The organism is Bacillus sp. FSL H8-0545 (assembly GCF_038006105.1).
Lineage (GTDB): Bacteria > Bacillota > Bacilli > Bacillales > Bacillaceae_G > Bacillus_A > Bacillus_A cereus_U.
In genome coordinates this window covers 1,463,471-1,485,724 of sequence record NZ_JBBOUO010000001.1, presented here as the reverse complement: position 1 = coordinate 1,485,724, position 22,254 = coordinate 1,463,471, and the positions used below count along the sequence as shown (strand labels likewise).

Genomic DNA, 22,254 nt, shown 5'->3' with positions numbered 1-22,254 from the left:
TCATTCTTCCCGAATCAACTTGTACATGTTTCACTTTATCTGTCATACACATATCCTATTTTGACCAAAACTATATTGTAAATGAGGTGACAACATGCCCATTACGAATCGATTTTCTACCACCACTAACGGAGCACTCGCTATTACAGGAAACACACTCGGCTTAAGTAAAATTAGTAATCAAAACCGTGCTGGTACAATCGGGGCAATTGGTGCATTCGTAACTACGAATACTGCTATACAAGTAACTACTTTTCCTGCTGGTACAACATTAAACTATACACAAAATAGTTCTACCGCTATTTTAAACATCCCTGCTGGTAGTACTATTCTTTACGCAGAACTCGTTTGGGGTGGAAACTATTTATCTCGTGATCAAAACATTACGAGTGTATTAGGAAACCCCGTTTCTTTCACAACGCCTGTTTCAACATACTCGATTACTCCTTCAGCTGTTACAGCTTCCAATCAAACTTTTGTTTCTGGATCTGTCACATTCGGCTTTTATACACGCTCAGCAGATGTAACGTCACTCGTTCAAGCTGCTGGATCTGGTTCTTATACAACCGGATCTGTTCCTGGACTGGTTGATCCTTTAGATGCTTCTAATGGCGCTATTAATTCTGCTGGATGGACGCTTATTGTCGCTTATCAAAACGGTTCCTTACCAGCAAGAAATTTAACCATTTACGTAGCTGGTAACCGTGTATCTGTAGAAACTGGTAGTGCAGATGTATCTGTCTCAGGATTTTTAACACCTGCAGGAGGACCTGTAAGCGGGAGATTGTTTTTAAGTTCTACTGAAGGAGATGCTGATTTAACTGGGGATCAAGCTTTATTTGGACCAAATTTCAGTTCATTAAATGCTTTATCTGGACCAAACAATGCTATAAATAATTTCTTTGGTTCTCAAATTAATAACGCTGCCGGAAATTTAGATACAACTGGGACATTTGGAACACGAAACCAAAGTGCTTCTACAAGCACAAACATCTCCGCTGGTAGGCAAGGCTGGGACATTACTTCTATTGATATCTCTCCTTATTTAACAAATTCCCAAGTTTCCGCCGCGATCCGTTTAACTACTAACGGCGATGCATATATGTTAAATACAGTCGGTTTACAAATTAATATAAATTCACCTAACATACAAGCAACTAAAAGCGTGAATAAAAGTGTCGCTACAATTGGAGATATTCTCACTTATACAGTTACTATCCCTAACACCGGGCTTCTTCCTGCAAATAACGTTACTTTTACAGACATTCTCCCTAACGGCACTTCCTTTATACCTGGCAGCGTAACGATAGATAACGTACCACAAACAAACGCAAATCCGGCTGCTGGTATATCTCTTGGAACAATTAATAATAGCGCTTCTCGTACAGTAACTTTCCAAGCGACTGTCGTTTCTCTTCCAAGTCAAAACCCTATCTCTAACACTGCTAATATTACATTTCAATATACACCAATTGCCGGAGGAACGACTTTTAACGGTCTTGCAACAAGCAACTCTGCAGGAACACAAATTAATCTCGCAGATATTAATGGGACAAAATCAGTTAACAAACTTTTTACCGATATTGGGGAAACGTTAACTTACAGTATTGCCCTAGTTAATATAGGGAATATTGCGGCAACTAGCGTTGTATATACGGATCCGATTCCAAGCGGGACTACTTTTATTCCAGGGAGTGTCACTGTTAACGGCGTTACTCAAGCTGGAGTGCATCCCGCAAACGGCATATCAGTTGGAACCATCGCTGCAAATTCTACCGCTACTATTGCATTTCAAGTAACTGTCCCGACTATTCCTCAAACAAACCCAATATTAAATAGTGGTACGACAACTTACCAATACGTTCCTATCCCAAACCAACCAGTAGTAAATGGATCTGATACGACCAATACCGTATCTACTCAAGTCAATAATGCTACTGTAACTATGGCGAAAGCAGTGGATAAAAACTTTGCTGATATTGGCGATACACTGACCTATACAGTTTCCTTTGTAGGTACAGGTAATACGACTGCTAACAATGTTATTTTTACGGATATCATTCCCACTGGCACTACTTTTGTCTTAAACAGTTTAACAATAGATGGCACGACACAAATTGGAGCAAATCCTGCTAATGGCGTTAACATAGGATCCATCCCAACTGGCACGACGAAAAACGTTTCATTTCAAGTAGTAGTTAACACAATACCCGCGTCAAATGTCGTATCTAACGGATCAAGCGCTTCTTATCAATACACTGTCAACCCTAGCCAATCACCCGTTACAAAAAACATTTCTTCCAATCTCGTTTCCACTCAAATTAACAATGCGAATTTAACATTAATAAAATCTACAAACAAACAATTTGCCACAATTGGCGAAACTATAAGTTATACAATCCTTATTACAAACAGCGGAAATACGGCGGCTAATAACGTTCAACTAACAGATCCACTTCCAAACGGAACGATATTGACTCTAGGTTCTGTAACTCTTAATGGCGTTTTGCAAAATGTAGATTCTCTCGTTGCCTTACCTATCGGCACAATTCCTGGCGGAGCTACTTTCACCTTATCCTTCCAAGTAACAGTCATTAACATTACTGCACAAAACCCTATCATTAATAACGCTTTCGCCTCTTATATTTACACTGTAAATCCAAGCCTGCCACCAACTTCAAAAACAACAAATTCTAATTCTGCTACATCAACAATTAGACTAGCAAATCTTCATGCTATTAAATCTGTAGATAAAACGTTTGCGGAAGTTGGAGATGTATTAACTTACACATTTGCTCTTACAAACGACGGAAACGTTGCAGCGAACAATGTATTACTATCGGATTCCATTGCGAACGGTACTTCCTTTGTGCCAAACAGTGTTACGATTAACGGTGTTACTCAGCCGGGCGTTACACCAGCAAGCATCAATATTGGCAGTATCAACGCTGGCACTACCATTACAGCTTCATTCCAAGTATTAATAACTAGTATTCCAAATCCTAACCCTATTTCAAATAGCGCTTCCATTTCCTATAACTTTATCGTTGATCCAAGCGCTTCCCCTGTAAGTGTAAACACAACTTCAACCACTACATTTACTCAAGTAAATGATGCAAATGTCATTTCGGCAAAAACAGTGGATCGAGCGTTCGCTACCGTTGGGGATATATTAACTTATACCGTTATTTTAACGAATGCAGGAAGTGTTTCTGCTGATAGTCCAACTTTCGTAGATACAAATCCCGATGGCACTATCTTTATCCCAAACACTTTCCTTATTAATGGTGTACTCCAAAATAACGCAGATCCAAATATCGGTGTTCCGTTGCCTTCCATTCCTGCTAACGGCTCACTTACCGTCTCTTATCAAGTAACTGTCACCTCTTTACCAACACAAAACCCAACAATAAATTCATCTAGTACACAGTATAGCTTTATTCTAAATCCGGGCGATCCACCAACTATAGAAACATCTTTAAGTAACACTGTAAGTACACAAATTAACTTAGCAAATGTAGTTATTGTCAAAGAGGTAGATTTAACTATCGCCGATGTCGGGCAACCAATCACATATACAATTTCCTTAGCTAATCTTGGCAATACTACAGCAAATACTGTTGTTGTTACCGACATACTGCCTCCTGGAACTACTCTCGTACCAAATAGTATTTTTATAGGTGGTGCTTTACAGCTAGGAGCAGATCCAAGTGCCGGTCTTCAAGTTGGTACAATTCCAGCAGGCGGAATTACAACAATTGTCTTCCAAATTAGTGCAAATGGGATACCTTCACCAAATCCAATTCAAAATAGCGCTTCACTTCAATATAGCTTTATCGCTGATCCAAGTTTACCTGCTCTTGTTAGAAACGCTACTAGCAATATAGTAACTACACAAATTAATACTGCTACTATCGTAGCGAATAAATTAACAAGTACAAACTTTGCTGATGTCGGTGATAGCATTACGTATGCAACTGTACTAACAAATAACGGAAATATTCCGGCTACTAATGTTATTTTTACGGATGTTATTCCAAGTGGTACACTTTTCATTCCAGATAGTGTAGCAATTGATAATGTGCCTGTAGCTAATGTTAATCCAGCAAACGGCATCTCCCTCGGTACAATTGGAGCAAACTCCTCACGTACTGTTTCCTTTCAAGTGAATGTACCAGCTATTCCATCCATTAATCCCATTACTAATCAATCAGGTACTACATTCCAATACACGTACGATCCATCAAAACCAGCCGTAATGCAAATGACTTCTTCTAACACTGTACAGACAACAATTAATAATGCTACGGTTGCCGCTACAAAATCTGCAGATAAACAGTTTGCTAACGTAAATGATATTATTACGTACACGACTACCTTAACGAATAATGGGAACATACTTGCATCAAACGTGATATTTACAGATGTAATTCCAAACGGGACATCGTTTATTCCTAATAGTGTCACAGTAAACGGGAATATACTCCCGAATACAAATCCTGCTAACGGAATTGCAATTGATCCAATAAATCCGAATGCAAATACTATAATTTCGTTTCAAATAAAAGTGAATTCCATCCCTAATCCAAATCCAATTCCGAACCAAAGTAATACAACGTACCAGTATGTCGTGAATCCTAGCTTACCTCCAGCATCCACCAATGCGTTAAGTAACTTAATAACAACGCAAATTAACAATGCTACTATTGTCGCTACTAAGTCAGTGAATATACCGACGGCTGCAATTGGAGATATCGTTACCTATACTATTGCCGTTACAAACACAGGAAATATCCCTGCTAGCGCTACCGTTTTAACAGATGGACTTGGACCAGGGGCATCCTTCATCCCGGATTCTGTTACGATAAATAACGTTTCACAACCTGGGTTAGATCCTTCACTAGGAATTCCGTTAAACGATATTTCACCAGCAGATACTATATTCATTACTTTCCAAGTAAAAATACTCACAATTCCCCCTAGTGGTACTTTAACGAATAACGCCCTTGTAAATTATGAGTATACAGTTAATCCAAGTCAGTCACCTGCTCTTGATAGCACCGTAACCAATACGACAGTTACACCGATTATTGACGCTACTTTAGTTATTAATAAAAATGCTAGTACGACTTTTGCTACGATTGGTGATACGATTACATTCACCTCATCTGTTACAAACACTGGAAATACAACTGCTAACAACATTGTTTTTACAGATTCGATTCCAAATGGTACTGCCTTTGTCCCAAATAGCTTTAAGATAAATGGTGTAACCGTCCCGAATGCAAATCCACAAAACGGTATCAATATTGGTAACATGAATTCAAATGCATCGGTTACACTCAGTTTTCAAGTAAACATTACAACGATTCCAAACCCTAATCCAATTCCTAACAAATCATCGCTTCAATATAGTTTTATTGTAGATATAAATGAACCACCTGTTTCACGAACAGTTCAATCCAATAAAACTTTTACACAAGTAAATACTGCTTCCGTTATCGCAACAAAAACTGCGAGCAGTGCATTTTCTGCTGTTGGAGATACAATTACGTATACAACCACCCTTACCAATAGCGGAAATACAACTGCAAATACACCTATTTTTATAGATATATTACCTACTGAACTTTCCTTCGTTCCTGATAGCGTACAAATTAATACCATCCCACAACTTGGATTTAGGCCAGATAGTGGGGTTCCTTTAGACCTAATTCCAGTTGGAGGATCGATAACCATTACCTTCCAAGCTATTGTCGGTTCAATACCAGCTTCAAACCCTACGATGAACCAATCTAGCACAACATACTCTATCATCGTTGACCCTACCGAGCCGCCTGTTACAGAAACGGCTACTAGTAATCCGGTCTTAGTTCAAATTAACGAAGCAATTATTCAAGCAACAAAAAGTGTGGATCGCCTATTTTCTGACATAGCACCTGGAAATTCATTTTTAACGTATACAGTTTTATTAGACAATATAGGGAACACGACTGCTACTAATATCATTTTTACAGATCCGATTCCAAATAATACAGTATTTATAGAAGATAGTGTTCGAGTAGGAGGAGTTTTATTACCTGGGGTAAATCCAGCGAACGGGATACCAATTGGGGATATTATCGCAGAGGACTTTATAAACGTCACATTCCGCGTGCAAGTAGTTAGTATTCCAAATCCAATTTTTACAATCGGACCCGGTGGGCCAAACTCACCGGTTGTAAACGGTGCTTCTATTAATTATCAATTTATGACCGGACCTAATTTACCACTTGTTTCACGAAGTACAACATCCAATTCTGTTTCGACACAAATAAATTCTGGGGAAATTGCACTGGTTAAATCTGTAGATAAAACTTTTGCAACGATCGGCGATACACTTTCCTATACAATTACATTAAGTAATCCAGGAAATGTCACTTCACAAAATATAATTTTCACGGATACTTTACCTGACGGAACGACATTTATATCCGGAACTCTTACAAATGATTCTGGTACACAGCAAATAGGCAATCCAGCGAACGGGATTCAGATTGGAAATATAAATCCCGGTAGTACGGCTACTATTACGATAAACGTACTTGCTACAAACATTCCAAGTATAAATCCAATTTCTAATTTTAGTTCTGTACAATTTCAGCATATTGTCGATCCAAGTCAACCGGCTATAACACAAACCGCTTCATCTAATACCGTTACTACGACAATAAATAGCGCAATATTAACTACAACAAAAAGTGTTGATAAATCTATTATTTCTGTTGGTGATACAGTTACGTATACAACTACTATTACGAATACAGGAAATACACCAGCTACAAATGTAACATTTACAAGCGCTATTCCGGCTAGCACTACATTTATACCCAATTCGGTCACAATAAATGGTATCCAGCAACCTGGCGCACAACCAGCACTTGGAGTAAATATACCAAATATCGCACCTGGCGAAACAGTAACTGTTACTTTTCAAGTAAATGTTATTTCTGTTCCTCCTTCAAATTCGATTATGGGTAATGACACAATTTTATATTCTTATACTGTTGATCCAAACGGAACTCCTGTTACAACTTCTACTTCAACTAATATCGTTACAAACCCTGTACTTGACGCTATGATAACGATGGTAAAATCAGTCGATCAAACACTTGTAACACTTGGTGATACCATTACCTATACGACCGTTTTAACGAATAGTGGTAATACAAATGCAACTAACATTACTTTCACTGATCTTATACCAGATGGTACAACGTTTATTACTGATAGCGTTACAATAGATGGCATCACGCAAATTGGTCTTAATCCTAATACAGGTATAACGATTGGAGCAATTACTCCTAACAACTCAATATCTATAGCATTTCAAGTGACCGCTACTTCTACACCTGTTCAAAATCCTATTGCCAATTCCGCTAGTGCTTCTTACACATTTATCGCTGACCCAAATGCCCCTATTGTTTCAAGGACTGTTATTTCAAACACAGTGTTCACTACAATTAATACAGCTACCATTCTTTCATTAAAACAAGTCGATAAATCATTTAGCCGCATCGGAGACACACTCACCTATACTGTTGCTTTAACAAACAATGGAAACTCATCCGCACAAAATGTTATTTTCACAGATACAATGCCGAGCGGAACTACATTTATTGCAAACACATTTTCTATTAACGGTGTTCCTCAAATGGGAGCAAATCCTGCGAATGGTGTAGATATCGGACTTATCACAGCTGGGACTACAGTAACTGTTTCATTTCAAGTGACCATAACCTCATTACCAACTGAAAACCCAATTGTAAACTTCTCATCGACATCGTACCAATTAGTCTCACCACCTGATGCGGAAACTTCAATTAGTAATCCTGTTTCAACTCAAATTAAAGAAGCAATATTATCTATGACGAAAAATGAAAGTGTATCCTATGCAGATATCGGGCAAACTGCTTTTTACACTACTTCTATTGCGAATTTGGGTAATACCGATGCTACTAACATTGTATTCACAGATGTATTACCATCTGGGCTTACATTTATCCCGAGCACATTAACTGTCGATGGCATTTTACAACCTGATGCGAATCCAAATACAGGGGTAGTACTTGCAACACTTCCACCAACTGAAATATATAGTATCGTCTTTCAAGTTATAGTTAACAGTATTTCACCTATAAATCCAGCACCGAATACAGCATCAACGACGTATGAGTTTACTGTTGATCCAGGTAACCCGCCGGTATCGAATACAGCTAGCTCCAACACTACACTTCTTCAAATAAACAACGCAAATATTATTAGCACAAAAACAGCAAACCTTACTTTTGCGGATGTTGGTGATACAATAACATTTACACTTAACCTTCCTAATACAGGGAATACAACTGCAACTGATGTAACCATTATTGATATTCTTGATAGCAATTTAACTTTCGTTCCGAATAGTTTCACAGTTAACGGGCAAACCATCCAAAATGCCGATTTATCTACCGGTGTAAATATTGGTTCAATTAATGGTGGTAATGCGGCAATTGTCACATTCCAAGCAACTGTTACTACACTTCCAACACTTAATCCAATTACCAATTCTGCTTCTAGCACATATCATTATGTCGTTGATCCTAACCAGCCACCTACTATAACTTCCAATCAATCTAATACAACGACAACACAAATTAATACCGCTATTCTTACAGCACAAAAAAGCACAAATGTATCTACGGTAGATATCGGGCAGGATATTGTCTACACCGTTACAATTACAAATAGCGGAAATGTTAGTGCAACTAATGTTATTTTTACCGACCTTATTCCAGACGGAACTTCCTTTGAACCGAATAGTTTTACACTTAACGGAACTAGCATCCCAAATGCAAACATAATTACAGGCGTTCCAATTGGTGATATCGCGCCAAACCAATCTGTCATCGTAGCATTTCATATTAATGCAAATGAAATTCCGCCTATAAATCCAATTACCAATCAGGCTAGCGTTAGCTTTCAACATATCGTTAATCCAGCAAATCCTCCAGTTTCAAAAAACATTACTTCTAACAACGTTACAACAAAAATTGAAAGTGCTATTTTAACTACTATTAAAATAGGAGATAAAACTTTTGCCACTATTGGTGATACGATTACGTATACAACTACTATAACCAACACAGGAAATATTCCTGCTAACAACGTTATTTTCTCAGACCCTTTACCGACATGGACACAATTTGTTGCAGGATCAGTTATTGTTGATGGTACTCCATTACCATCCGCTTCTATTATTGACGGTGTTGGCATAAATACAATAACTCCAAATCAAATCGTAACAATCGTATTCCAAGTTCAAATTGTAAGCAATCCAACAACTTTCACACCTGAACTCCAAAACTTAGGATTTGTTAACTTCCAATATAACGTAGGCAATTCATTACAGGCTCAACCTGGTAATGTGGAAACGAACGTCTTCGTTACTTCTATTAATTCAGCAATACTTTCAGCTGTAAAAACTGCTAATACAGCCTTTGCAAACATCGGAGATACAATCACTTATACTGTGCTTATTCAAAATAACGGAAATACAAACGCTACGAATTTAAATTTCTCAGACATTATTCCAGCTGGAACGACTTTTGTTGAAAATAGTTTTTCTGTAAATGGAAGTACCATTCCAGGGGCAAATCCAAATAACGGAGTTAATATTGGAACCGTTAACGCAGACAGTTCATTAACTGTTACTTTCCAAGTCATAGTTACATCTACTCCACCTTCAAACCCAATTACAAACGTTGCATCTATTCAATACGCATTCATTGTTGATCCGACTGCTCCTCCTGTTACAGGCACAATAAGTTCTAATAGCGCTTCAACACAAATTAATAACGCTACTGTTACAACTGTTTTAGAAGCAAATCGAACAATTGTATCTATCGGAGATGTAATTACGTATACAGCAACATTAACGAATACCGGAAACTTCCCTGCAAATTCTGTATTACTCATTAACGGAGTTCCTGTAGGTGCAGTATTCGTTCCAAATAGTGTTACGTTAAATGGAATTCCGCTTCCAGATGCAAGTCCAACTCTCGGTATTCCAGTTGGTATTATCGCACCAGGTGATTCTGCTACTATTACGTTCCAATTTCTTACTAGTTCTATTCCACCGCAAGGGGCGATTATAAATCAAGCCATTACAAGTTACACGTATATTGTAGATCCGAGTCAACCTCCAGTTACAGCAACATCCTCATCTAATACGGTGAATACAGCTGTCGTTGATGCATCGTTATCCGCAACTAAAAATACAGATTCTCTCGTACAATCTACAAACGGTACAATCACTTACACAGTAGTCGTTCGAAATAACGGAAATACAACTACAAATACAGTTATTTTAACAGATTTGGTCCCAGAAGGAACTGCACTTATTCCTAATAGCGTGACCATTAATACCGTTTCCGTTCCAGGCGCCGATCCAAACGTAGGAATACCATTAAACGCCATTGCGCCATCAGAAATCGTCACCGTCACATTCCAAGTTATCGTTCAATTCATTCCAAGTGTGAATCCAATTTCTAATACAGCCCGTATTGACTATACTTTTATCGCCGATCCAACTACTCCAATCATCTCTCGAACAATTATGTCTAATCCAGCTTTCACACAAATTTCAGATGCGACTATCCTTTCTTTAAAAGCAGTCAATGTACAACAAGCAACAACGGGCGATATTTTGACCTACACGATCACATTAGAAAATAACGGAAATATCTCAGCAACTAATCTCTCATTTTTAGATTCTACTCCAGATGGTACTACATTCGTAGAAAATAGTTTTACACTTAACGGCACAGCTATACCTGGTGCCAATCCAAATGTAGGTGTTACTTTGCCTAACCTAGCAGCAAACGCTACTCACCTTATTTCGTTCCAAATTCTTATTAACGATCCATTCTCGCAAGAATCGATTACAAATCAATCCAATACAACATATACAATTCAACCAGACCCAGGGCAACCGCCTATTATTGAAACATCTACAAGTAATATCGTCATTACAAATTTCGTGCAAGCACAATTGACAATTACAAAAACATCCAATCCAATAACTGTAGATATTGGTGGAACTATACTTTATATTTCTGAAGTGAAAAATATCGGCAATGTTGACGCAATAAATATTATTTTCACAGATTCTATTCCAGCTGGGACTACATTCGTTCCCGATAGTGTCACAATTAACGGTGTCCTTCAGCCAGGTGTAAATCCAGAAAACGGAATACCGATTGAAACGATTCCATCAAACAGTTCCAAAACGATACTATTTCAAGTGCAAACAAATAATCCACCTACTGAAACCGAAATTGTAAATCAATCATCTGCAAATTACCAATATGTAAGTATCCCTACAGCCCCACCAGTGAATCGCTCTGCAAATTCTAACGTTGTTACAACATCGCTTCAAAACGCAAATATTATTTCTGTTAAAAGTGCTGATGTAACTTTCATATCAATCGGGCAAAATATTACCTATACAAATAACTACAAAATATAGGAACCGTTCCAGCTAATAATACTGTGTTCATTGATAACATTCCAGAAGGTACTATATTCATTGAAGATAGCTTATCAATAAATAATGTGATTCAGCCTGGCGCGAATCCTGAAAACGGAGTAACTCTCGGCACGATACAACCAAATGAAACAGTCACTATTTCATTCCAAGTACAACTTACAAGTATACCTTCGGGCAATACAGTCATTAATATTTCAGACACTTCGTATGAATACCAAATTGACCCTAGTTCTCCAATTATTCAGCGTAGATCGTTATCAAATGCAGTAAACACTGAAGTGCGGACGGCAAATGTTAGTGCAATTAAATCCGCCAATAGATCCATTACACGCATCGGTCAAATCATCACATATACAGTCGCAGTTACAAACTCTGGTACAGTACCTATTACAAATACTCTCCTAATTGACGCAATTGCAGCTGGGACCACATTCGTTCCAAATAGCATCCTTGTGGATGGCATACCAAGACCTGACGAAAATCCAATTACCGGAATCGCCCTTGATATAATTCTTCCAAATAATACGATTATTGTTACGTTCCAAGTAAATGTAGTCTCTATACCTTCTCAAAATAACATTAATAATATCGCCGTCATTCACTATGAATATAAACCAGACCCAAGCTTACCACCTATTTCAGAAACGACCTCTTCCAATAGTACAAATATACAATTTATTGATGCTATTCTTATCGCTACAAAATCCGCTAATAAAGTATTAGCTAATATTGATGAAACCATTGAATATACAGTATTCATTCAAAATAACGGATCCACTACAACTAACTCCATCTTTTTTACAGATACTATAGCGGATGGAACAGTATTTATTCCAGGAAGCGTAATAGTTAACAATACGGTACTTCCTGCAGCAAATCCGAATATCGGCTTTTCCATTCCTAATATCGCGTCAAGTCAATCGACAACAATAACATTCCAAGTTTCCGTTACGAATTTGCCAGCTGTAAATCCAACACCTAATACTGCAAACATCGTCTACGACTTTATTTTCAACCCTGACTTTGCACCAATTCAAAAATCTACTACTTCCAATACTACTTTCGTTCAAATTAATGATGCTGATATCGTTTCACTTAAAACTGTTGATTTGACTTCTGTAACAATTGGTGACATTTTAACTTATACAACAACTTTAACAAATACAGGGAATACGGATGCTACTGCTGTTGTATTTACAGACAATATTCCTGATGGAACAACCTTTATAGACGGTAGCGTTTTAGTAAATAATATTCCTCAGCTTAACGCCAATCCAAGTGCCGGTATACTTGTAGGAACGATTGCTCCTGACATTTCTATCCCAGTCACATTTTCTGTTACCGTGGTAGCTCTTCCAGCTAGCGGTCACATTCAAAATCAATCAACTTCTCGTTATACAATAAATGGTGAAGAAAAAATATCAACTAGTAATATTACCTTCACTGAAGTTATTTCTGTTAATGTAATTGCGACAAAAACAACGCCAATCCAATACGCTGACCTACAAACTATCATCCCTTATACAATTTCCATCATAAATAACGGAAATATACAAGTGGAAAACATTATTGTTACAGATATCATTCCAGCAAATACGAGCTTTATAGAGAATAGTGTTATTGTGAATGGCAACGCTCGTCCAAATGACAACCCACTTAGCGGTATACAAATTGATAACATTCCGCCTAATACGACAGCAACTATTCTATTCCAAGTACGGGTTACTTCGATTCCGCAAATAAATCCAATCTCTAACACGAGTACAATTGAATATGAATACACGTTACCGAATCGACCGCCTATTACCGAAACTATTATTTCAGCAGCTGCCGTAACAGAAATTAATCACGCAAATTTGACTAGTAACAAAGCTGTTGACCTTGCATTTGCAACGGTCGGTGATACGTTAACGTATACGATTACACTAAATCAAACTGGTAATGTTTCAGCAAATGATGTAATCATTCAAGATATTATTCCTCAAGGTACTACGTTTATAGAAAATAGCGTCATTGTAAACGGAGAAACTCTTCCGGGAGTTAATCCAATAAGTGGCATACCAATTGGTACTATAATTGTAGGCGAAAGTGCTATCGCTTCATTCCAAGTAACTGTGACTTCTATTCCAACACCAAATGAACTCAACAACCAAGCAATTACTACTTTTAAATATATAGTCAACCCAAATAACTTACCTGTTACAAATACGACTACAACAAATACTGTCACAACAACTGTCCAAAATGATAATGTTGTTGCCATAAAATCTGTTAATGCCACGAATGCATTACCTAGTCAAACTTTAACGTATACAATTACAATTTCTAATAGCGGTAATGTGACGATTGAAGATCTTCTTGCCATAGACACCGTACCAGTAGATACAACCTTCGTTACTAACAGTGTTACAATTAACGGAATCAATCAGCCTAATGCAAATCCCGAAAATGGTATTACATTAGGAAATCTTGCTCCTAATGAATCTGTTATCATTACGTTCCAAATAACAATATCTTCTTCGACTCTTCAATCTGCAATCAATAACGATGCTTCTGTTTCCTATACTGTTACCATTGATCCGAATGAACCACCTATTACAATTACAAAGCAAACAAATACCGTTACAACAGCACTCATCGATCCAATGGTGCGCATTGAGAAAAACGCTGACAAATCTATTGTCGTTATAGGAGATATTATTACATTCACATTAGAGATATTTAATCATTCCCCAATTCCTACAGTAAATACTTCCGTTTTAGATATGATTCCAGCTGGTACAACATTTATAGAAAATAGTGTAACCATTAACGGTACCCAAATCCCAAATATCCGTCCAGACACTGGTATTAATATCGGAGCTTTACCTGCAGATGGAGTAGCAACTATAACATTTAAAGTTCTCGTAACTTCTATCCCTTCAAACAGTACAATTATCAATTCTGCAACAGTTACAGCTGCTTTCCAACTGACGCCACAGGATCCGATTATTACTTTCATCGTTAATTCGAACATTGTTCGCATACCAGTTCAATTTATAACTGCAACTGTGCTTAAAAACGCTTCCGTTAGCTCAGCTTATTTAAACCAATATTTTGATTATACGGTGCATATTACGAATACCTCGGAATTTTCAATTACAAACATTTCTTTACAAGACACCATTCCTGCAGGTTTACGATTTATTGGCAGATCCGTTATAGTTGACGGCATATCACTTCCTTTAGCTGATCCAAATTTCGGATTCCTAGTTGCAACTAACTTTGAACCAAATGAAGTAATTATTGTGTCATTCACAGTACAAGTAATGGATCAGCCAGTAAACAATAAATTTATAAACACCGCTAATATTTCCTTACAACTTCAAACATCTCCTGCCGAACCACCTATAACAATAACAATTGTAAGTAACGAAAACATCGTCTCTTTCCTCCCACCAAATATAGAGCGTGTTTTACCAAACTTAAGTTGCTTCTTTGACGGTGAACGCTTTATACGAATTACTCCTCGGAACATACGAAAATATTTCGGGCCTTGGATTTGGTGGAATTAATTCAAATAAATAAAAGAGATTGTAGTTTGATTTAAACCAAACTACAATCTCTTTTTCATGCCATAGGCTACGCTTTTTTCGTTTGTTGTCTACATTGCACTTGAATATCATGAAATGTATTTCCTGAACTTTCATTTGGTAAATCGCTATTTCCATCGACTTCTATTCCATACTGGCAACCATCAATAAAAATAGATTGAAATACATTTGCATTAATCCAACAAGGTGTATTAATATCATCTACATATTCTGTTTTCAAATATATTGCGATTTGAAAATTTTTAATTTAAATAAAGTTAAATTTTTTTACTTTATTTAATTATTAGCACCACTATACGACACATGCCGTTTCTCAATCCGTTCTTCAATTTCTTTCATATTTTCTTTATTACTTAATAGTGATTGTTTATTTTCTATTAATAATTGTTTAAAAGATTTTCTCACTTTTTTTCGCATTGTCAGTTTCCTCCTTAACGATTACAAATAACTTATCAAAGGATGGTTTATTTAAAAGATAAGTAATTATCTGTGTAGACTTATAATAATTGATTGTTGTGAAATCCATTTGAACTTCATATGAAAACTGAGTTTATATTCTGACAACTTTGTGAACAAAAAAAGAAAGATAGATCAAAATTATGTTTGATCTACCTTTCCATACCCTTTAAAGCATATTAATCAATATTTCAGGTCTTCCCCAATTCATTTCGCCGCAAACGAATCGTAGTTTTTCTTCATTCATTGTGTGTAACCCTTCTTCTAACGAACATGAAATTGGAACTTCACAATGAATTTGCGCTAATTGTAAAGAGATATTTAAATTCTCTAAATCACTTTCAATTTTTGTGCGCTGCCCTTTCGTTAATGATGCTATATTTTCTAGTACTACCGATACTGTGCCGTATTCTTGAATAAGCTTATACGCTGTTTTTTCACCAATACCTTTTACACCTGGATAATTATCACTTGTATCTCCCATGAAAGCTTTCGCATGCACGATTTGCCAAGGTTCTACACCTTTCTCTTCCATGATTTTTTCCGGTGTGTAATACTCGTAATTTCCAATTCCTTTACGAAGAAGCATAACTGTAACATTCGTATCAACAAGTTGAAGTAAATCTGTATCACCTGTCAAAATATAAACTTCCGCTTCATTGCAATATTGTTTTGCAAGCGTACCGATGCAATCATCCGCTTCATAACCTTTCATACCGATTACAGGCATAGATAATTTCGCGGTCATTTCTTGTACTAAATCAAATTGCGGAATTAATTCTTCCGGCGGTGCTGCACGGTTTGCTTTATAATTCGAGAAAGATTCCGTTCTAAATGTCGTACTTCCCATATCCCAGCACGTTACAATGTGCGTTGGTTCGATTGCTTGTGTTGCTGTTAATAAATGCTTCATATAACCATGAATCCCATTCGTTGGGGTACCATCTTGTCGTTTCATAAATTGTCCATATACACTTGTTGCGTAAAAAGCACGAAATAATAGTGCCATACCATCAACTAATAATACTTTTTTCATAATTCCTCTCCTACTAACAAAAAATAATAACCTCACGTTATCACGTAAGGTTATATATAGATTACCATTCTACGTTTTTGTTCAACTTTGTCTATTATACATTGTTTTTGTATATTTAGCATCATTAACACATTAAGACGTTCTACCGCAACAAGTATGAAGTATTCCTGAATACGTATTTTTACCTGTCGAAACAACTACAGCCTTTGCATTTCCGCCAACAATATACGTACCTTTGAAACATACATTTTCAAGTTCAAGTGGATTATATTCTTTCATCCGTTTTAATGGAATAAATCGTTTACGTTCAAGATGATAGCAACTTTCAAATTTCTCAATACTAGCATCGTTTCCTGTCAGCATAGATTCATTTACTAATAAATCATTTGCATAAATAATACGTACATCTGCTGGCACTGTATCGCCCTCTGCAAGAAAAATCATATCTCCAGGTACAAGCTCTTGTACTGGCAATTTCATCATTTTTAATTCATTGTTTAGCCCTGTTACGCTAGAGGCTTCTACTCTAGAAACAGTAACTGTTTCACATTTTAATTCATCATGCACATTTTGTTTTGAAAGACCTGGAATCATTCCACTTAGCTTCATCATTACTTCCGCAATACGCGCCCTTTTTGAAGTTAATTCATTTCGGCCGTATACTTGAATACGTTTTTGTGCCTCTTTCATAGATAGTCCGTCTCTTGTTGTTTTAAAATACGCAAATACAGATTTTACATCTCTTGTTGCGATTTCAATTAATAAATCTTTATTTTTTTGAAGCATTGTTTGTTCTTTCATTGCTTTTTTACTTAATTTATACGGAGTGTTACCCACACTTTTATTTACATATAACATATTATCGTCTCCTCCTTTACAACATAGGAAGAAACGCTTTGTTTCTCAATTTATCCACTTCACCGTGAAAGTGTCTAGCGCTTAAATACTCGAATAAACGCTACATTATGATAAATATAAAGGGAGGAACAAGTCGTTTCCTGCCTACATCATATATTTTTGATTTGAAGTATATGGGTAACGGAACCGAGTCAGAATTTGACATGCTCCTCACCTCCTCTTTAATTTTTTAGTTATAATCTATACTATGAAATTACTCATAGCTTGGTAACAAAAAAGACCCTTACTCATAAGAGAGCAAAGGTCATTGCATACACAAATAAGCGATTCCCAATATAATATAATTAGAAATCTACGGACCTCTCCCTCGCCGAGTTTTAGCACTGTATAGCATAGGTTCATTACCAGCTACGTTAAGAAAAACCTTAATTCGATCATTCCTGTTGACCCATTGGCGTCTCTCGACATTTTTGGGCAGTAGCATTTCTCTATACAGGAGCCTCACCTAACAGAGACTTATTTTAATTATATAGAAAATGTTACTCCTATTTAAAATAGATGTCAACACTTTGTATGGAAACTTTTCCTTATTACAACAACTACCTCGAGTTTAGTACACTAATACGCATCCTTCTCAGCGTTCGGCTACATAAAGTGAAACTTTAATCAGTGGGGGTTTTGTTCATCCCCCACTGATTATTAGCCTTCACCAATCGGGCTTTTACGGGCAGTTAATCTCCCAACTAACTTCTTTGCTCCAGCTGAATTTTGAGGTGGAAGTTTTACTGCCCTCAAATAGCGGGATAAATTAATTAAGCACATATTGCAAAAAATTAGCACATGAAAAATAAAACCCTTACGTTAAAATGTAAGGGTTTTAATATGTTACACAACCAGCAATTACAATTCCGATGGAAAGTGATAAAAACATAAGGAAAAGACCAACTGCTTGATTATCTTCTTCAAGGCTTTTATTAATATTAAAACGTGGTGTAAGCCATTCTGCTAAATAAAAGACAATAATTTGAGCTAATATCCCAACAGCTCCCCATGAAACCATATCAAGAATTGAAATAGAATTAGCAGCCGTTGAATATAAAACGATAGCAAGACCAAGTAATCTTCCTCCAAGTACATAGCTTACCGCTTTATTCCCTTGAGCCATTAACTTAAATTCCTTAACTTTCGTTGTCACTTCCATAAGAAAAAGACCGATACATAAAAGTGCAAGTGATACTGCTAAATATAGTAAAAAATTAATCATTTATTTTCCTCCTTCTTAATACCTACCGGTAAATAATACGATTCATTTCCCGTAATTTTTTCTCCGGCACGTATACCGATGCTGCTCGCTTTTCCAGCAATTAAAAAAGCCCCAAACACGTACGACAGCTTCTCAATTCCTTTTTCAGTTTCCAAAAATACAACTGGAAGCTCTGTATATTTCTGAAATATAGGAAGTGACGATTTATACGTTTCATGTGCATTTCGAATCATAATATTTGTATCCTTATCACGAATCGTAATCGTGTCACCTTCCCTACCGAACGAAGGTTTTTGAACGAAAGGACTTTTCCCCAAAAATAAATCTGGCTCAAAATATGTAGGAAGCATATATTCTTTAATCCACTTTTGTTCCTCACTTGTGTAAAAAGCACCTTCTTCTGCTAATCCCCAAATAAGACATTGAATTGATTTCGGCTGAATTAAAAAGGCCGACAAAGGATTTATAATAAAAAGCTTTCCTTCTTTTACAAGTTGCAAAAGTTCTACTCCCACCAAATCCCCCGTTTCGGGATCTTGATCTTCAATTAAGTCTTCAATTGGATATGTTTGGCGATACAAAACATCAATTGGTACACCATCTCTATCTACTAAAGCATCATCTGTAATTCTAAGTTCTGTCATTGGCATCACTTTATTTTCAACATGACATAGCCCACTCAAATACATAGTCGTATTCCAATCTTCTATATGTTCATGATGAGCTGTGAAAACAACATTTGGATCTTCCATTCCTTTTGTAAACTCCATTACGGCTTTTGTAATACCGGAAGAAAGTAAGCGCTCTTGATTTGCATTTGGATCATCATAGCCTAATTTTTCACAAACTTTTCCATTCATTTGAAAGCATTCCACAATAAAAGTTGGAGTGTCACTATTAAACTCAAGCATTTTAATACGATTATCATCTGTTAAAGCAAAATCAAATCGTGAAATAACAGATTCAGGATACATTCCTTTCAGTCTAATAAAAGGCAAGCTTGCATCTGGAAAACCAAGTTCAAGAAGCTGTTCATTAGATAAATCCCGAAGAAGTCTAGCAGTCTTAAAAAATATTTTCCCCATTCGTTCAGTTGCTAATTGTAATTGTTTCATCGTTTGCTCTGTTATTGGAAAAACATGAAACAAACTATACTCACATTCATATAAATCCGACCAGAAATGCGGATAATTCGAATAAAATCCTTTTCGTTTCTTTATGTATTGCGACATATTTTAACCTCCAAATCCACCTTTTGAACCGCTTCCAATTCCACCTTTAAATTCGGCCGAAGATTGATAAGTTTTAAACGCTGATGAATTTTTGAAGGTGGATTTATTTTGATAGTATTTACCACCATAAAAGTAATGTCCACGATAACCTGAACTACTATCATCACACTGCCAAACACCAAGCTCATCATCCCAATCCCAATCAGAACAACTATTATCATTCGGTTCGGGGGGAATATCTTGCGCACAGCCAAATAAAGTGCCCGTCATTAAAGATGTCAGAACACCACCTACTAGCCATTTCGTTTTTGTCACCTTTGCACTCCCCTTTTTAAATTATATTTCTATTATATAAGATGTCATGATAAAGTAGAAGAAAAAGGAAGAAGAGGGATAAAATGCGATTGGAATATCGGCTCTATGATGAAACTAACGGGTATCCGGCTTTATGGAACTACGCAAATATTTCTAATTCTGAAATTGTCGCGCGCATGACTTGTGAATATTTTATAAAAGATGGAAATACATATGTCGTTACTGCAACTTCAGTAGATCCAGACGGGACAGCAGTGTTATATATACAAAAAGAAGTTTTTTTCAACGACCCTTCAGATCCTACATACTCGCACATAGGTTTTGAAATTCGAGAACTAAAGGAAGCAAGCTCAATTATGATAGAAAGTAAAGATGTGTGGAATTACGAGGACATCTTACCCTCTCTCCATTCAGATATTATATATATTCAACGGGATGGAATACATTTGGAATTCACCCTAGATTCAAGAGAAATTGATGAAGACCGCAAGTGCTATATTTATTATGGAAACTTTACAGGTAAATCGAGATAACATGAGCATATTTATTCAACAAAAAAACCTTACGTATAAAACGTAAGGTTTTTTATATAGTCCCACATATGCCGTTATCTATAGATGTCCATAAACCTGCTCTCACAGGTGGATGTTCTCACAAATGTTTGTAACTTCCTTCTTAAAAAGATGGCCTGCTATCTACATTTAAATATTGAACTTCCATATTATACTTATTGGTTTAAGACATACACAAGCTACGTACACCGTAGGAATTTTATATAATGTTAGTTGAAATAAGACCCCCGCAAGTGCCGTTCCTCGTAAATGTCCAAAAACCCGCTACTCGCAGGTGGATGCCCTCACAGTTACCGTACATCTTCCTCCACAAGGAAGGCTTGATGATGGTCACTAAATATTGAGCTTCCGTAAAACTAACATCGGTTTTAGACATAAATAAGTTACGCACACCGCAGGATGTATTATTTACTTGTCGTTATATTATCACATTGTTTCCAATGTGTAAAATATAATATTTTTGAAGCAATCTCTTGCTTGTGACCTTATTTTAATACAAATTATTTTTGCATGCAAGTGATTAATCTTCTTCTTTTGCAATTTGATTTTCTGGATAAGAAATCCAATCACTCCAGCTACCTGTATACAATTTAACATTTTGAAAACCAGCTAATTTTAATGCAACTATGTTCGGACACGCTGTAACACCAGAACCACAATATACGATTGTTTCCTTCTCTTTATCAAGATTTTGGAAACGCCCTTGCTGTTCCTCTTCGTTTTTAAAGTGTCCCGATTCTAAAATTCCATCTTTCCAAAAATAGTTTACTGCCGTCGGAATATGCCCTGCCTTCGGATCAACGAGCTCTTCCGCACCTGCATAACGTTTCGGCTCTCTAGAATCAATTAACGTAATATCTATACCTGCATGAATATTCTCTCTGACCGTTTCCATCGTTACAAGCATATTTTCTTGTATTTCCGGTATAAAAGGTTTTCGTGCAATAACTGGGATATTCGGCGTTGTGTGTAATCCATTCTCTTTCCAAGCTGGAAATCCACCGTCTAATATATACACTTTCTCATGTCCTACATAGTTTAATAACCACCATAAACGAGAAGCCATTGCACCAGCTTGACTATCATACGCAATTACTGTCGTATGTTCATCAATCCCAGCCTGTGAAAGCTTGTCTGCAAACTGCTCTATATTTGGTAATGGATGGCGACCACCATGCTCTATTACAGAACTTGATAAATCTAAATTTAAATCAAAATATAACGCATGGGGAATATGTTCTTCCTCATACTTCTCTTTACCCCAATTTGGATTCGCTAAATCAAAACGACAATCGACTATACGGACATGTTCATCTTCTAAATGCTCACGCAACCATTCGACTGTAACAATCATCC

8 protein-coding genes, 2 other RNA genes, 2 pseudogenes and 1 riboswitch are annotated in these 22,254 nt (G+C 36.6%); of the genes and pseudogenes, 2 read left to right on the top strand and 10 right to left on the bottom strand.

Annotation, left to right across the window (positions count from 1 at the left end):
* The first annotated feature begins 94 nt into the window (after positions 1–94).
* Positions 95–15,126 (top strand): annotated as a pseudogene (locus tag MHI07_RS07820) (DUF7507 domain-containing protein).
* A gap of 70 nt (positions 15,127–15,196) precedes the next feature.
* Here MHI07_RS07820 and MHI07_RS07815 read toward each other — a convergent pair.
* The 7 genes and pseudogenes from MHI07_RS07815 to MHI07_RS07785 form a co-directional block, all read right to left on the bottom strand.
* Positions 15,197–15,412: pseudogene (locus MHI07_RS07815) on the bottom strand (hypothetical protein); the annotation flags it as partial.
* Between the two features lie 29 nt (positions 15,413–15,441).
* Positions 15,442–15,582 carry an FbpB family small basic protein gene (locus MHI07_RS07810; RefSeq protein WP_002158534.1) on the bottom strand — a complete coding sequence of 47 codons (141 nt, stop codon included), beginning with the start codon at positions 15,580–15,582 and terminating at the stop codon, positions 15,442–15,444.
* 208 nt (positions 15,583–15,790) lie between these two features.
* On the bottom strand, positions 15,791–16,657 hold the full coding sequence (locus tag MHI07_RS07805; protein ID WP_088078196.1) for a 5'-3' exonuclease: 867 nt from the start codon (positions 16,655–16,657) through the stop codon (positions 15,791–15,793).
* Positions 16,658–16,789: 132 nt separating this feature from the next.
* Positions 16,790–17,515, bottom strand: coding sequence for a P-type ATPase (locus MHI07_RS07800; RefSeq protein WP_088078195.1), 726 nt, complete (start codon positions 17,513–17,515; stop codon positions 16,790–16,792).
* A gap of 354 nt (positions 17,516–17,869) precedes the next feature.
* Positions 17,870–18,035, bottom strand: a riboswitch (M-box (ykoK) riboswitch).
* A 357-nt stretch (positions 18,036–18,392) separates the two neighbouring features.
* Positions 18,393–18,779, bottom strand: a complete 387-nt coding sequence (locus MHI07_RS07795) for a DUF350 domain-containing protein (protein ID WP_002117799.1) — start codon at positions 18,777–18,779, stop codon at positions 18,393–18,395.
* Positions 18,776–20,011 carry a glutathionylspermidine synthase family protein gene (locus MHI07_RS07790; protein ID WP_002201104.1) on the bottom strand — a complete coding sequence of 412 codons (1,236 nt, stop codon included), beginning with the start codon at positions 20,009–20,011 and terminating at the stop codon, positions 18,776–18,778. Before MHI07_RS07790 ends, MHI07_RS07795 begins: the two co-directional genes overlap by 4 nt.
* Positions 20,012–20,014: 3 nt before the next feature.
* Positions 20,015–20,326, bottom strand: coding sequence for a hypothetical protein (locus MHI07_RS07785; protein WP_002158538.1), 312 nt, complete (start codon positions 20,324–20,326; stop codon positions 20,015–20,017).
* 83 nt (positions 20,327–20,409) lie between these two features.
* On the opposite strand from MHI07_RS07785, the gene MHI07_RS07780 reads away from it, so the two are divergent.
* A complete protein-coding gene (locus MHI07_RS07780) occupies positions 20,410–20,859 on the top strand; it encodes a hypothetical protein (protein WP_078181034.1) in 450 nt (149 codons plus the stop codon).
* Positions 20,860–20,914: 55 nt separating this feature from the next.
* Here the strand turns inward: MHI07_RS07780 and ssrS (MHI07_RS07775) are convergent.
* The 3 genes from ssrS (MHI07_RS07775) to MHI07_RS07765 form a co-directional block, all read right to left on the bottom strand.
* Positions 20,915–21,098: non-coding RNA, 6S RNA (gene ssrS / locus MHI07_RS07775), on the bottom strand.
* A gap of 21 nt (positions 21,099–21,119) precedes the next feature.
* Positions 21,120–21,302: non-coding RNA, 6S RNA (ssrS, locus tag MHI07_RS07770), on the bottom strand.
* A gap of 116 nt (positions 21,303–21,418) precedes the next feature.
* On the bottom strand, positions 21,419–22,252 hold the full coding sequence (locus tag MHI07_RS07765) for a sulfurtransferase (RefSeq protein ID WP_002201106.1): 834 nt from the start codon (positions 22,250–22,252) through the stop codon (positions 21,419–21,421).
* Between the last annotated feature and the right edge of the window lie 2 nt (positions 22,253–22,254).

Coding starts and splice junctions, on each gene's coding strand:
- MHI07_RS07810 (WP_002158534.1), bottom strand. CDS start 15,582: ATGCGAAAAAAAGTGAGAAAATCTTTTAAACAATTATTAATAGAAAAT.
- MHI07_RS07805 (WP_088078196.1), bottom strand. CDS start 16,657: ATGAAAAAAGTATTATTAGTTGATGGTATGGCACTATTATTTCGTGCT.
- MHI07_RS07800 (WP_088078195.1), bottom strand. CDS start 17,515: ATGTTATATGTAAATAAAAGTGTGGGTAACACTCCGTATAAATTAAGT.
- MHI07_RS07795 (WP_002117799.1), bottom strand. CDS start 18,779: ATGATTAATTTTTTACTATATTTAGCAGTATCACTTGCACTTTTATGT.
- MHI07_RS07790 (WP_002201104.1), bottom strand. CDS start 20,011: ATGTCGCAATACATAAAGAAACGAAAAGGATTTTATTCGAATTATCCG.
- MHI07_RS07780 (WP_078181034.1), top strand. CDS start 20,410: ATGCGATTGGAATATCGGCTCTATGATGAAACTAACGGGTATCCGGCT.
- MHI07_RS07765 (WP_002201106.1), bottom strand. CDS start 22,252: ATGATTGTTACAGTCGAATGGTTGCGTGAGCATTTAGAAGATGAACAT.